The sequence below is a fragment of the Lentzea atacamensis genome, assembly GCF_003269295.1.
GTDB lineage: Bacteria > Actinomycetota > Actinomycetes > Mycobacteriales > Pseudonocardiaceae > Lentzea > Lentzea atacamensis.
The window spans coordinates 384,577-397,278 of record NZ_QLTT01000006.1 but is presented as its reverse complement, the minus strand read 5'-3'; the positions used below and the strand labels follow the sequence as shown (position 1 = coordinate 397,278).

General features: G+C 69.2%; 15 protein-coding genes and 1 tRNA gene. 14 read left to right on the top strand and 2 right to left on the bottom strand.

What is annotated here, in order from left to right; all coding sequences use genetic code 11:
• The first annotated feature begins 2 nt into the window (after nucleotides 1-2).
• The 12 genes from glp to C8D87_RS27610 all read left to right on the top strand — a co-directional run bounded on the left by glp (nucleotide 3) and on the right by C8D87_RS27610 (nucleotide 9,181).
• Nucleotides 3-1,226 carry a molybdotransferase-like divisome protein Glp gene (glp, locus tag C8D87_RS27665; protein ID WP_109632010.1) on the top strand — a complete coding sequence of 408 codons (1,224 nt, stop codon included), beginning with the start codon at nucleotides 3-5 and terminating at the stop codon, nucleotides 1,224-1,226.
• The gene (locus tag C8D87_RS27660; RefSeq protein ID WP_112228904.1) at nucleotides 1,226-1,879 is read left to right on the top strand and encodes a GNAT family N-acetyltransferase; all 654 of its coding nucleotides are present in this window, start codon (nucleotides 1,226-1,228) and stop codon (nucleotides 1,877-1,879) included. The genes glp and C8D87_RS27660 overlap by 1 nt, the downstream gene beginning before the upstream one ends.
• A 155-nt stretch (nucleotides 1,880-2,034) precedes the next feature.
• Complete coding sequence (locus C8D87_RS27655) at nucleotides 2,035-2,751, top strand: gephyrin-like molybdotransferase receptor GlpR (RefSeq protein ID WP_112228903.1); 717 nt, start codon at nucleotides 2,035-2,037, stop codon at nucleotides 2,749-2,751.
• Nucleotides 2,752-2,809: 58 nt separating this feature from the next.
• A tRNA-Ala gene (locus C8D87_RS27650) sits at nucleotides 2,810-2,882 on the top strand.
• 367 nt (nucleotides 2,883-3,249) lie between these two features.
• Complete coding sequence (locus C8D87_RS27645) at nucleotides 3,250-3,843, top strand: hypothetical protein (RefSeq protein WP_112228902.1); 594 nt, start codon at nucleotides 3,250-3,252, stop codon at nucleotides 3,841-3,843.
• 23 nt (nucleotides 3,844-3,866) lie between these two features.
• Complete coding sequence (locus tag C8D87_RS27640) at nucleotides 3,867-4,196, top strand: hypothetical protein (RefSeq protein WP_146771886.1); 330 nt, start codon at nucleotides 3,867-3,869, stop codon at nucleotides 4,194-4,196.
• 82 nt (nucleotides 4,197-4,278) lie between these two features.
• Nucleotides 4,279-4,656 carry a cupin domain-containing protein gene (locus C8D87_RS27635; protein ID WP_146771885.1) on the top strand — a complete coding sequence of 126 codons (378 nt, stop codon included), beginning with the start codon at nucleotides 4,279-4,281 and terminating at the stop codon, nucleotides 4,654-4,656.
• 221 nt (nucleotides 4,657-4,877) lie between these two features.
• Entirely contained in the window at nucleotides 4,878-5,306 is a 429-nt protein-coding gene (locus tag C8D87_RS27630; RefSeq protein WP_112228899.1) for a hypothetical protein, read from the top strand.
• 25 nt (nucleotides 5,307-5,331) lie between these two features.
• Entirely contained in the window at nucleotides 5,332-6,168 is an 837-nt protein-coding gene (locus tag C8D87_RS27625) for an SEFIR domain-containing protein (protein ID WP_112228898.1), read from the top strand.
• A gap of 45 nt (nucleotides 6,169-6,213) precedes the next feature.
• A complete protein-coding gene (locus C8D87_RS27620; RefSeq protein ID WP_112228897.1) occupies nucleotides 6,214-6,477 on the top strand; it encodes a hypothetical protein in 264 nt (87 codons plus the stop codon).
• Nucleotides 6,474-7,121 (top strand): hypothetical protein, encoded by a 648-nt coding sequence (locus C8D87_RS27615; protein ID WP_112228896.1) that lies wholly within the window; start codon nucleotides 6,474-6,476, stop codon nucleotides 7,119-7,121. The genes C8D87_RS27620 and C8D87_RS27615 overlap by 4 nt, the downstream gene beginning before the upstream one ends.
• Nucleotides 7,122-7,240: 119 nt before the next feature.
• Nucleotides 7,241-9,181: a serine/threonine-protein kinase gene (locus tag C8D87_RS27610; RefSeq protein ID WP_109632032.1), complete on the top strand. Its 1,941-nt coding sequence runs from the start codon at nucleotides 7,241-7,243 to the stop codon at nucleotides 9,179-9,181.
• 144 nt (nucleotides 9,182-9,325) lie between these two features.
• On the opposite strand, the gene C8D87_RS27605 is transcribed toward C8D87_RS27610, so the two are convergent.
• Nucleotides 9,326-9,940: a hypothetical protein gene (locus tag C8D87_RS27605; protein ID WP_146771884.1), complete on the bottom strand. Its 615-nt coding sequence runs from the start codon at nucleotides 9,938-9,940 to the stop codon at nucleotides 9,326-9,328.
• A 64-nt stretch (nucleotides 9,941-10,004) separates the two neighbouring features.
• On the opposite strand from C8D87_RS27605, the gene C8D87_RS27600 reads away from it, so the two are divergent.
• Entirely contained in the window at nucleotides 10,005-10,526 is a 522-nt protein-coding gene (locus C8D87_RS27600; protein ID WP_211337145.1) for an RNA polymerase sigma factor, read from the top strand.
• Nucleotides 10,516-11,175, top strand: coding sequence for a hypothetical protein (locus C8D87_RS27595; RefSeq protein ID WP_112228894.1), 660 nt, complete (start codon nucleotides 10,516-10,518; stop codon nucleotides 11,173-11,175). Before C8D87_RS27600 ends, C8D87_RS27595 begins: the two co-directional genes overlap by 11 nt.
• Here the strand turns inward: C8D87_RS27595 and C8D87_RS27590 are convergent.
• Nucleotides 11,162-12,700, bottom strand: coding sequence for a dolichyl-phosphate-mannose--protein mannosyltransferase (locus C8D87_RS27590; protein ID WP_233439190.1), 1,539 nt, complete (start codon nucleotides 12,698-12,700; stop codon nucleotides 11,162-11,164). The genes C8D87_RS27595 and C8D87_RS27590 overlap by 14 nt on opposite strands.
• Nucleotides 12,701-12,702 lie beyond the last annotated feature (2 nt).

Genomic DNA, 12,702 nt, shown 5'->3' with positions numbered 1-12,702 from the left:
ACATGAGGTCAGTGGACGAGCAGCTCGCTCGGGTGATCGCGGCCGCGGTGCGGCCCGCACCCGTGCGGGTGGCGATCTCGGAGTCGCAGGGCCTGCTCTGCGCGGAGGAGGTCGTCGCGGAACGCGCGTTGCCCGGCTTCGACCAGGCCGCGGTGGACGGCTATGCCGTGCGCAGCGTCGACGTTTCCGGCGCGAACGCGAACCCCGTGCAGCTGCCGGTCGTGGGCGAGATCCCGGCCGGCTCCCGGCAGCCGCGCCGGCTCCAGCCCGGCCAGGCGGTGCGGGTCGCGACCGGTGCGCCGCTGCCCACGCTGGCCGACGCGGTCGTTCCGCTCGGCTACACCGACGGACACCACGCCAAGGTCACGGTGAACCGCAGCGTGCCGTCCGCCGGGTTCGTCCGCCGCACCGGCGAGGACGTGCAGACCGGCGACGTCGCCGTGCGTCGTGGCTCGTCCATCGGTGCTGCTCAGGTGGGTCTGCTGGCTGCGGTCGGACGCAACAAGGTGCTCGTCCACCCGCGCCCGCGGGTGTCGGTGATCTCGCTCGGCGAGGAGCTCGTCGACGTCGATCGCACGCCCGGTCAGGGGCAGGTCTACGACGTGAACTCGTACGCGCTGGCCGCCGCCGCGCGTGACGCGGGGGCCGAGGTCAGCCGGGTCGGCATCATGTCCGCCGACCCGCGCCGGCTGCGCGAGGTCGTCGAGGGCCGGCTGCTGCTCTCCGAGATCGTCGTCATCGCCGGTGGCGTGGGCGGCTCGATCGGCGACGAGGTCAAGGCCGCGCTGGCCGAGCTCGGCGACATGGACGTCACCCGCATCGCCATGCACCCCGGCTCAGCGCAGGGCTTCGGGCGGCTCGGCCCGGACGCGGTGCCGACCTTCCTGCTGCCCGCGAACCCGATGAGCGCGCTCGTGGTGTTCGAGGTGCTGGTCAGGCCGTTGATCAGGGCCGCGCTGGGCAAGAAGAACCCGTACCGCCGCGCGGTGTCGGCTCGCCTGCTGTCGCCGCTGTCGTCGACGAAGGGCCGCCGCGGCTTCCTGCGCGGCCAGCTGCTGCGCGACGCGGACAACGGCGAGTACCTGGTGCAGCCGCTCGGCACGTCAGGGGCGCACCTGCTCGCGTCACTGGCGGAAGCCAACTGCCTGATCATGGTCGAGGAGGACGTCACCGAGGTCTCCGTCGGCGAAGAGGTGCTCGTCAGCTTCCTCGCGCAGCGCGGTTGATGAGCGTATTCGCGGATCTCGGCCGACACCCCGGCTGGCCAGTCCGGCTGGGGCCCATCGAGGTGCGCGCGGGAACGGTCGTCCTGCGCGGGCCGCGGCTCTTCGACGGTGGCAAGTGGTCGCGGCTGCGGATCCGTGACCGCGACTACCTGGAGCAGTGGGAACCCACCGCGCCGGAGGGCTGGGACGAGCGCAACGCGACGCTCTCCTGGCCCGCCCAGTGGTCGTCGCTGCGCGCCATGGCCAGGCGCGGCACCACGCTGCCTTTCATGATCTTGGTGGACGGCGAGGTTGCCGGTCAGATCACCGTCGGCAACATCGTCAGGGGCTCGCTGCTGTCGGCCTGGATCGGCTACTGGGTAGCCGCTGATCGGGCGGGCGGAGGCGTCGCAACGGCGGCCGTGGCGTTGCTCACCGACCACGCTTTCCGCGAGGCTGGTCTGCACCGCCTCGAAGCGACGGTCCGGCCCGAGAACGCGGCCTCGATCCGTGTGCTCGAGAAGTCCGGCTATCGCGAGGAAGGCCTCTTCAAGCGTTATCTGGATGTTGCCGGCCAGTGGCGCGATCACCTCTGCTTCGCGCTCACGGCCGAAGAGATACCGGATGGCCTAGTGCGCCGTTTGGTTGCACGCGGAGAGGGCCGTCTTCCCTGACAGTTGCTTCCGTTCGTCGTAATCGCTTCACCCAAAAGTGGGTGATACACCACACTTTGGTACGCACCGCGCTCGGCGAGCCTCCGACACTGGTGTGACTGTTGTGACTAGCGTGGTGACAGCACCACGCGTGGGCCGGGGGAGGTGAACGGGGAATGCCGAGCTCGCTGATCATCGTTGCGCTGGTCGTGGCCTGGCTGGTCGTCCTCGTCCCCATGTTGGCCCGCAAGCGCCAGGAGAGTGCGCGCAGCGTGGGGGAGGAGTACGACGCCATGCCCGACGCCGAGTACGACGACATCCACGACCTGGACGACGACTACTTCGACGAAGAGGAGTACGTCGAACGCCCGTTCCGGCGCGGCCGTGGTGGCTACGACCCGGAATCCGCCGCACTGGTGGCACAGGCCAAGTACGCGTTCCGCCGCAGAGTCGTGGCGTTCCTGCTGGTCGCCGCCATCGTCACCGGTGTCGTGGCGGGAGTGTTCTACCAGCCGCTCTGGTACGGCCACGCCGGAGTCGACCTCCTGCTCGTGGGCTACCTGACGTACCTGCGCCGGCAGGTGCGGATCGAGGAGGAGATCCGCGCACGCCGGCTCGCGAGGCTGCAGCAGGTGCGTCGCCGCCGTGCGACCGGTCCGCAGGCTCAGCAGGTCGCGGAGGTTCCCGCGCCCGCTGCCGCCCCGGTCGCCGAGGAGGCCGAGACCATCCAGGTCGAGGTCGTCGACGAGATGCCGGCGCTGCCACCGTTGCCGCGCTACGAGTACTACGTGCATCCGGGCACGATCCCGGTCGACTCCGACGACGAAGATCCGGTGTTCGTCGAGTTAGAGGGACTGGAGTCGCTGCGGTACCGAGGTGCTGTCGGGGCATAGGAGGGGGTGGTGAAAACACCCCCTCAACCCCTGCTATAGTTCTCTCGTAACACCGCAAGGGGCTGTAGCACAGTTGGTAGCGCGTCTCGTTCGCATCGAGAAGGTCAGGGGTTCGATTCCCCTCAGCTCCACGCAATAGGTGGCGAGTGCTCGCAAAGAGCGCTCGCCATTTTGCGTTCCGCGTGTCTTCTGGGGGCGGAGCCCCCAGACCCCAGCCGGGGCTCCGCCCCGGACCCCGGGCCGGCTCGCCTTCGGCATCGCGGCCCTCCCAAGGGTTCTCTCCACCCTGTCCGATGTGGACGTCGTCTGAAACTCGGTTCGGTTGGTGTTGCTTGCCGGATGGTTTGTGCCGGTGAAGAACTCTGGGGGATTCAAAGCGGTATTCGTCGTGGTGGCAGCACTTGCCGCCGTCGGTTGCTCGTCGGGGGACCAGCAGCCGCAGTCGTCCACGCAGAGAAGTACTTCGACGTCAAGGGTTTCGGGAAGCTGAAGCCAGGAATGTCCAAGCAGGAAGCGCTCGCCACCGGCGATCTCGCCGCCACGGGCGCGGGCAAGTCCGGCAACTGCGAGGACTACCGGTATCACGGCGCACCGGCACCGGACCCGAAGCAGCTCGCCGAGGACGCCGAGATCGAGCAGAAGTACGAGGCCGCGCAGAAAGCCGCCGACGAGGCCAGGGCCGCGATCGGACCGGCACCTGGCGCGAACGCGGGTGCCGCTGACTACGCCGCGCACGCGGAACGGCTCGCTGCCTCCGCGGAGGCGAGCAACGCGGTGGTCCAGCTGTCCGTGAAGTCCACGCAGCGCATCGCGGAGCGTGCCGAGGCGCGTGAGGCCAACGGTGGCGTGCTGTTCGCCGGTGACAAGATCCGGATGATCTTGCCGCCGCCCGGCGCCACGGCGGCCAAGGACGTCGGCAAGGGTGCCACGGTCGACCAGTTCAAGGCGGCCTTCCCCAACGCCGAGCAGAAGGACGACAAGACGTTCGACGTGCCGGTGCCCGGTCAGCAGGGCGTCGTGCTGAGCTTCCTCTTCACCGACGGCAAGCTCACGACGTTCCTGTTGTTCAACGCGGAAGCCAAGTGCAGCTGATCTGAGTGGCTGGCATCGGACCGGTGGGGGACGAACTGAGAGGTTGGTTCACACCGGTCCGGATCGCGCTGGCAGGGTGTGTCGTCGTCGCGTTGCTGCTGATGTTCCCGATCTCGTTTCGCGTGCCGGGCGACCACGAGTCGACCAACTGCGGCAGCACGCTCTACTTCAACCCGCAGGGCTACGACCGCAGCGACGTCGAACGCCAGTACTGGGACTCCTTCCTGCACCAGTGTTCGCTCGGGCGCACCACCCGCCTCGCGCAGTCGCTCGGTGTGCTGGCCGTGACGGGGCTGCTCGTGACGATCGTCCTGGCGAGGCGGCCGGAAGAGGTGCATTCGCGGGAGAGGTGAGCGACCACGTGTGCTGGTGTGCTGTGGGCAGGTCATGGTTAGCCTTTCGCCATCCCGCAGGCAATTCGAAAGGCGCCGCACCATGACCGCAACGCCGGACAGAGTCACCGTTATCTCGCCAGAAGCACTCGAGCAGTTGAAGTCGTTCCCGCTGCACGGCGACGAACGGCTGCAGAACAAGTTGCTGTGGAAGTCTCCCAACGGCGACACCATCGTGGGCCTGATCCAGATGGCTCCGGGTGCGCGCGATGTCGGCCACAACCACCCGTCGGCGACGCAGCACACGTGGATCATCGACGGCAAGGTCAGCATCGGTGGCATCGAGGCGGGGGCGGGCTCGTACGCGTTCGTGCCGCCGGGCGTCGACTACGAGACGGTGGCCGGAGACGAGCCGGTCACGATGTTCTACATCTACCAGCCGTTCGCGCCAGAGCACGACCACGGCCACGGCGATCACTGACGCGCGCTGGTCCACTTCGGACGGCGAGCGGAGCCTCACCCATCTGTGGGGTGAAGTTCGGTGAGGAAGGCCGCGTCCGCAAATAACTTTCTCGCATGAGATCTCTGGCCGCCGCGTTATTACTCGTGGCCGTCACCTCCGGTGGAGCAGCGGCCTCGTCCGCAGCCCCCGCCGCGAGGTGCGCGGCCGCCCGCCCCGTAGTCACCTCAACGGAGTCTGCTGTGGAAGCGCGCGTTCTCACCGGCTGCACGGCCGGTGAGCTCGTCGTCTTCCGCGCGGCTTTCGTGGCACGCGCCCACGGCTCGTTCTGCACCGCGGTCTCCTCAGAGCTCGAAGCCGATCCGGCGGACGTCCCGCAGTGGATCCGCGTCCGGCTGGAACTGGTCTGTGCGCCCGGCGAGAAGGGTCTGCTCGGTTCACAGATCACCGTGGAGATGTTCGGCCTGCAGGACGCCCGCGTCGCCACCTACGGCTTCGGCGACTCCTTCGTCGAGAAGAACCCGGCCGCGCGGCACCTGTGGACCGTCGAACACGTCGCGGGCCTCGGCAGCCTCCCGGTGGCTCCGGACCCGGCCGCGAGGTCGTCGAGCGGGTCGGCGGGCGAGGGCGCTTCACGGGCGCAGTCGGATCACGAGGTCTACGACGGCTGAGGTGCCCGGCTGCCATGATGTGCCGATGCGTCCCGAGGTCTTCGTGGTCTGGGCGCACACCAGTCCCGGCTGGGACGCTGTGCGCACGCAGGCCTGGCGGGCCACGGTGCACCGGTTCGCAGAGTTGCTGCACCACATCGGCGCGGATGCCGACATCGACCTCTACCACCAGCACGAACCCGTTGACTGGTCGACGTTCTGCTTGCAGCGCATGGAGGACGCCGACCGCATCGTGGTGGCGGTGTCGTCCGGCTGGAAGCTCGCCTTCAGCGGCCGCAACCCGCTGAGCCGCGGTGCCGAGTACGAGCTCAAGCACCTGCGCGGGCTGCTGATGCGCGAGCCGGAGCTGTTCCAGCGCAAGGTGATCGTCGTCGTGCTGCCGGGTGCCACGACCGGCGACATCCCGCCGTCGTTGCACTGCGTGCCGCACTTCGTAGTCGATCCCGCCGTGCCCGCGTCCGCGCTGGACCTCGAGCACCAGTTGCTCGGGCAGCCGATGTACCGCAAGCCCGTGGTGGGGGAGCCGCGGCTGCGGGAACTGGCGCGGGCGGGTGATCCCGGGATCGTCGCGGAGCTGCTCACCACCACCGTGTACCTGCCGGATCCCGGCAGGCCGGGGCTGATGGCCACCGCGGTCGAGGGGCACGAGCAGTCGGTGCTCGTCTTCACCGGCCTCGACCGGCTGGCGGCCTACCGCACGCTCAAGGGCCTGCCGTGGGAGGACCGGTGGCTCGAGGTCGAGTGCGCGGAGCTGCTGCCGTTCGTGGCGCCGCTCGGCGTGGGGGTCGTGGTCGACGCGGGGGCGCCGCTCGACGAGATGGTGTTCGTGTCGGCGAGCGAAATTCGTGATCTCACCTGCTGACGCTGTGTATCGTTCTTCACCAAACTTTCGGGCCGGGGAGGTGCCGTGAACGGGTTCGCAGTCGACATCGCGGAGCTGAGGGCACTGGCCGGGCCGCTGCTGCTCGCCGCAGAGGACGTCGCCGGTCTCGCACGTCATCCCGACGGGCACACCGACCCCACCCGCGGCGCGCTCTTCGCAGCTCTCACGCGGTTCCGGGCAGCCGCTGACCACGCGACCGGTGTACTGATGAGGGACCTGGGCGAGACCGCGGCCCGGCTCGCGGACACCGCACGGCACTACGAACAGGCGGACGACTTCCCGGCGTGATCCTCTCCGGTGAGTTCCACTCCCTTCGGAGCGTCCAGGAGTGGCTGAAGCGGATGCGCGAGGAGAGCGCTTCCGTCGGTGTCGCCTACGCCAGGGCGACGCCGCCCTCGTGGACGGGAGCCGCGAGCACGGCGTTCGACGAGTACCGGCACCGCGCCCGGATGCGCTGGTTCGACGTGTCCGACTCGTTCGGTGCCGCGTTCGACGCCGTCGAAACGTACCTGCACACCCACGCCGAGGTCGCCCGCCTGGTGGAGTTCGGGGACCCTGCCCAGGTCGAACGGCTCCAGCGGCAGCTGGCCGAGGAGGAACACGTCGCGGTGGCCGCCGTCGACAGAGCGGCGGAGGAGTTGTGGCACGTCCGGTCGGAACTGCCCGAACAGGCAGCGGTGCCGGTCCCACCCCCTTCTCCCGGTCCGCAGCGAACCAACCCACCCGTCCCCCCGCCCAAGCCCTCCCGCGCCGCGGACTTCATGGCGTCACCGCACGTCGAGCTCGTGCTCACGACGGCGGCCATCGCCGCGCGGTACACGCGTTGGCAGCGTCAGATCGGGTGCCCGTCGGCCGAATGGCGGCCGCACTCGACAACGAATGGAGCAGCCGCGGCGACTGGGTCAACGGGATCGTGCCCGGACACGTTGTAAGAGGTACAACGCGCTGATCAAGGAAAGGGTTGCTGTGGCGTCAACCGCAGACCGATTACGCACCGTAGGCTGAGAGGGCGCCTAGGCTGGGGGTGATCGCGGAAGGGGTGGTGTGAGTCGTGGGGCTCGCGGAGTCCTTGCTCACGTGGCTGCACGGCATCGTGGGCATCAGTGTCTGCCCCGGTGACTGGGTGTGGACCACCACGGCGCTCGGCGCGGTGCTCGGCCTGTTCCCCACGATCGGGGCGCTGCTGTCCATCGTGGTGCGCCGGATCGTGGGCAACTCCTACGGCGCGGTGACGGGTGCCATCTTCGCCGTGCTCGGCGTCGCCAGCTGCCTGGTGCTGCCGTGGCTGATCATGCGCGGGACCGTGCAGGGGCTGTCCCGGCGCGCGATCCCCGGATCGGACTCCCTCGACGGTTCCACCTGCTTCGGTCAGCTGCAGCAGGGCGACTACCTGGTGGACAACACCCCGTCGATCATCGACGTGATCAGGGCGCCCGGCGACCAGCCGGTGTTCCTGATCGCCGCAGGCATCACCGTGGTGCTGGCTCTGCTGTGCCTGCTGTTCGTGATGCTGCAGGCCGGCTCGGCGTTCCGGCTGGGCCCGAACTGGCCGCGCCGGGTGTTCTGGCCGCCGTTCGTGGTGCTGCTCGCAGCGACGTCGGCACTGCCCGTGACGCTGGTGGGCCACGTGCTCCTCGGTTTTCTGCCCATTGCGGTAATCGGCTCAATCGTCGTACGGATTTTCGGGTTGACTACCGCCATGCTCAACCGCCCCGGCCGCGACCGGTCTGCCGACCGGAACTCGCAGAACCCGCCACCGCAGCCGGTGGCACGTACGCCGCAGCCCGCGCTGCCCCAGAACCAGGCGCAGAAGAAGACGCCGACCAAGCCGATCAACGCCGCCGGCCAGCAGCCGCCGCCGTACCAGCCGGCACAGGTGCCGCCGTACCAGCCGGCGCCCATGAACCGGCCGATGCGCCCGGTGAACCAGCCGCTGCCCCCGCCGCCGCAGAAGCAGTACCCGCCGACGCGCGTCGCCGAGGTGCTGCCGCAGCCCAAGCCCCCGCAGCCGTCACAGCCGTCGCAACCGGCGGTGCTCGCGGACACGCCGGGCCCGCTGCCGTTCGGGCCGGGCGCCGCGAACGCCGACTCGCCAGCGCCGGTGCAGAAGTCGGGCAAGGTCTGGAACCCCGGCAACGGCAGGTTCCGCCGCGTCCGCCAGCTCGGCTCCGGCGGGTTCGGCACGGTGTGGCTGGCCGTCGACGAGCAGCTCGACCGCACCGTGGCGGTGAAGCTCGCGCACGCCCCGGACAACGAGACCGAGGCGCGCATGCTCCGCGAGGCCCGTGCGCTGGCCGCGGTCCGTCATCCCAACTGCGTGCGCGTGTTCGACATCGTCCAGGACCCGGACGGCCTGGCGCTGGTCATGGAGTACATCGAGGGTGCGTCGCTGTCCGAGACGGTGCTGAAGAACGGCCTGATCGACGACAAGCTCGCCGCCCGCCTGTGGCTCAACATGGCGGACGCGCTGGCCGCCGCCCACGACCGCGGTGTCCTGCACCGCGACGTGAAGCCGTCCAACGTGATCGTCGACGGCCAGGGCACCGCGCACCTGATCGACTTCGGCATCGCCCGCTCCAAGGGCGACAGCACGCTCACGGCGACCGGCATGATGGTCGGCACCCCGGACTTCCTCGCCCCGGAGACCGCGCGCGGTGAGACGGCCTCCCCGGCGTCCGACTCCTGGCAGCTGGCCGCGACGGTCTCCTACGCGCTGACCGGCCACCCGCCGCGCGGCTCCCGCGAGAACCCGATCTCCTCGCTGATGGCCGCCGCCCAGGGCGAACCGATCACCAAGCTCCCGCAGAACAGCGCCCACGCGCGGCTCCTGCTCGCGGCGATGGACCCGGAACCGAGCCGCCGTCCGACGCTGGCGCAGGTGCGCGGTCAGCTGTCGCAGTTCCTCGACCAGGCGGGGATGAGCAAGGAAGGCCCGGTCACGCGGTTCATCAGCAAGCCGGCTCCGCCCCCCACCAAGCACATGCCCATGTAGGCGATCCGGGTGAACCTCCCGGTTCGGCCGTAACGGTGATTCACCGTTCAACGACCTAAGCCGTGATCACCCGGAAAGCTTCGGCATCGGAGGCGATGCCCCGCGAGGGGTGGTGAGGCGGTTTCCGCCGATCGCCTCACCACTTCACCTTCGCGCAGCAGGCCGCAACCGCTTGCGCAGCGCCAGGAACAGCCCGGCCGCGCCCGCCACCACGAGTCCGACGAGCCACACCGGCGCGGGCTCGGAAGCAGGCTCCTCCGGCACCACGGCGGCAGCAGGCGCGGGCGCCAACGACGACGGTGCGGTCACCAGGTTCTTGATCGGCGGCGCGATCTCCTCCCACGGCCAGGTCCCGTCGGAACCGAAGGCGACCTTGTCCTTGTCCGGTGGCTTGATCAGGAACGTGCCGGGCACGGTCAGCGTCCCCAGCTGGTGGTCCGGGAACACCCCCTGGGTGCCGAACACCTCGTACGACCCCGCGGGCAAGGTGAACGTCACGGCGTAGTGCGCGGGCTGGCCGAGCGGGACGCCGACGAACAGGCGCTCGTCCGCACCCGACTTGAACCGCAGCCCGGTCCTGCCGAGATCACCTCCGACGAACGGGTGGGTGCCGTGCTGCAGCACCCAGTAGCCGACGGTGTGGGCCACGGAGGGCTGGATCGACGGCGCCGGGTCCAGGTACGTGACCGCCCAGCCGCCCGCATGCGCTGAAGGCGCGCTGATCAGCAGGAAAGCGCAAACCAAGGCGAGAATCCTCATGACGCGAATACACCGGGAACCAACGCGCGGTTCCCGGTGTAGGAAGGGCATCACGGACGAAGCGGTGGCACGGGCGATCGCAGGTGACCAGGCGGCCTACGGCGAGCTGGTCGCCCGGTACACCGCGCTCGCGCACCGGACCGCCTACCTGCTCGGGGCAGGTGCGGACGCCGGTGACGTGGTGCAGGAGGCGTTCGTGAAGGCGTATCGCAAGCTCGGCACCTTCCGTGAGGACGCCGACTTCAAGCCGTGGCTGCTGAAGATCGTCGCCAACGAGACCAAGAACCTGCACCGCGGCAGACGGCGCCGCAACCTGATGGAACTCAAGATCGGAGCGATGACCGAGACCGTCGACCACGACGATCCCGGCACGCTCGTGGACGACTCCCGCACGAAGCTGCTGGAAGCCGTCGGGAGCCTGCCGGAGCACGACCGCCAGGTCGTCACCTGCCGGTACCTGCTGGACCTGAGCGAGGCCGAGACCGCGCAGACCCTGAACATCGCCAAGGGAACCGTGAAGTCACGGCTGTCCCGCGCGCTCGCCAAGCTGCGCCCGATGATGGAGGAGGTGGCCCATGACCGGTGACGACGTCGAGGCCGCCCTCCGCGACCTCGGCCGGCAGATCCAGGTGCCGGAACCACCGGACCTCACCGCGAGCGTCCTCACCCGCATCAACGCTCCGCGCAGGCGAAACCGCTGGCTCACCGCACTCGTCGCGGCTGTCACGGCCTTCGCGATCGCCTTCGCCGTGTCACCGGCCGTGCGCGCGGCCGTCCAGGACCTGCTGGAGTTCGCGGGCGTCGAGTTCCACACCGAGGCGCCGAAGAGCATCGCGCCTCCGTTGCCCAGCCAGGAAGTCTCGCTGGACGAGGCGAGGAAGCAGATGCCGTTCGAGATCCACCTGCCGGCGCTGCTGGGCACGCCGGACAAGATCACCGTCCACGAAGGACGGTTCGTCACCCTGCACTACGGGAACCTGCGGCTCGACCAGTTCGACGGCACCGTCCAGCCGGCGATCGGCAAGCTGATCCACGGCGAGGGCGTCGAGCAGATCGACGACAAGGTGTGGGTCCCGTACCCGCACCGCATCTTCTACATCGACCGCAAGGGCGAGTGGCGCAACGAGGAACCCCACGGCGCCGGGCAGACCCTCATCTGGCAACGAGGTCAGGTCACCATGAGGCTGGAGGGTGACCTGACCAAGGAAAGAGCCCTCGAGATCAGCGCCAGCTAGGCAGCCACAACTGCTGCTGCCACATCTCCGGTGTGATCGGGTTGCCGTTGAGGATCGGCCACAGCCACACGAAGTTCGCCACCACGATGCCCACGTACAGCGACACGACCAGCAGACCCGTGCCGCGGCGTTCGGAACCGGCGGAGCGGCGGCCGAGGATCTCGCCCAGCGCCAGCACGATCAGCAGCACCAGGAACGGCGCCATCGGCGTGACGTAGAAGAAGTACATCTGCCGGTCGAGGTTGAGGAACCACGGCAGCAGGCCCGCCAGGTAGCCGACCAGGACGCCGGCGTAGCGCCAGTCCATCCGGCCGATCGAGCGCCAGACCGCCCAGCCGATCACCGGGAACGCGAGCCACCACATCGCGGGCGTGCCGATCAGCATGATCGCGCCGAGGCACGACGCCGCACCGCAGCCCGTCACGGAGTTCTCGTAGTAGTAGAGCATCGGACGCAGGCCCATCGGCCACGTCCACGGCTTCGACTCCCACGGGTGCCGGTTGGTCGCCGAGGTGACCAGCTCGACGTGGAACTTGTAGACGTTCTTGGCGTTGTACCAGAGCGCCTGCAGGACGTCGGGGATGTACCAGATGTCCTTGACCTTGCCGCCGACCACGTGCCGGTCGATGCCGGTCTCGCTGGCCATCCACGGGAACCACGTCGCGATGTACACCAGCACGGGGATCGCGACCAGGCCGCCGAGCGAGGGCAGCACGTCCTTCGCGATCGCGCCGAGCCACGGCTCCTCGACACCGGCCGCCCGGCGCGCCAACGCGCTCCAGATGACCGTCAGCAGCCCGAACGCGGCGATGTACCAGATGCCCGACCACTTGACGCCGCACGCCATACCGAGGCACACGCCCGCACCGAAGCGCCACCAGCGGAAGCCGAGCCACGGTCCGAACGCCGAGTTGTTGACGAATCCCTCGCGCACGGCGACAGCAAGACGCTCACGAACCTGTTCGCGGTCGACGACCAGACAGCCGAACGCGCCGACGACGAACAGCGCCATGAAGATGTCGAGCATGCCCATCCGCGACTGGACGTGCGAGACGCCGTCCGCGATGAGCAGCACGCCGGCCAGCGCACCCAGCATGTCCGAGCGGGTCAGGCGGCGCGCGATCCGCACGATCAGCAGGATCGTGATCGCACCCGCGAGCGCGGAGGCGAACCGCCAGCCGATGCCGTCGTAGCCGAAGAGGTCCTGGCCGATCGCCATCAGCTGCTTCGCGAGCGGCGGGTGGACGATCAGCTCGTAGCCGGGGTTGTCCTCGTAGCCGCCGTTGCGCAGCACCTGTGCCGACTGCGGCACGTAGTGCTTCTCGTCGAAGATCGGTGTGCCCTTGTCGGTCGGATACCCGAGGTTCCAGAACCGGACGACGGCGCCGATCAGCGTCACGACGATCGTGACGAGCCAGCCGCGCATGCGGTCTCCGGACGGCGGCGGGTCGAGCGCGGCTGCACGATCCGTGCGCGGCTCCTCGACTACGACGGGCGCCTCTCCTGGCTGCACGAGGACTGTCACGT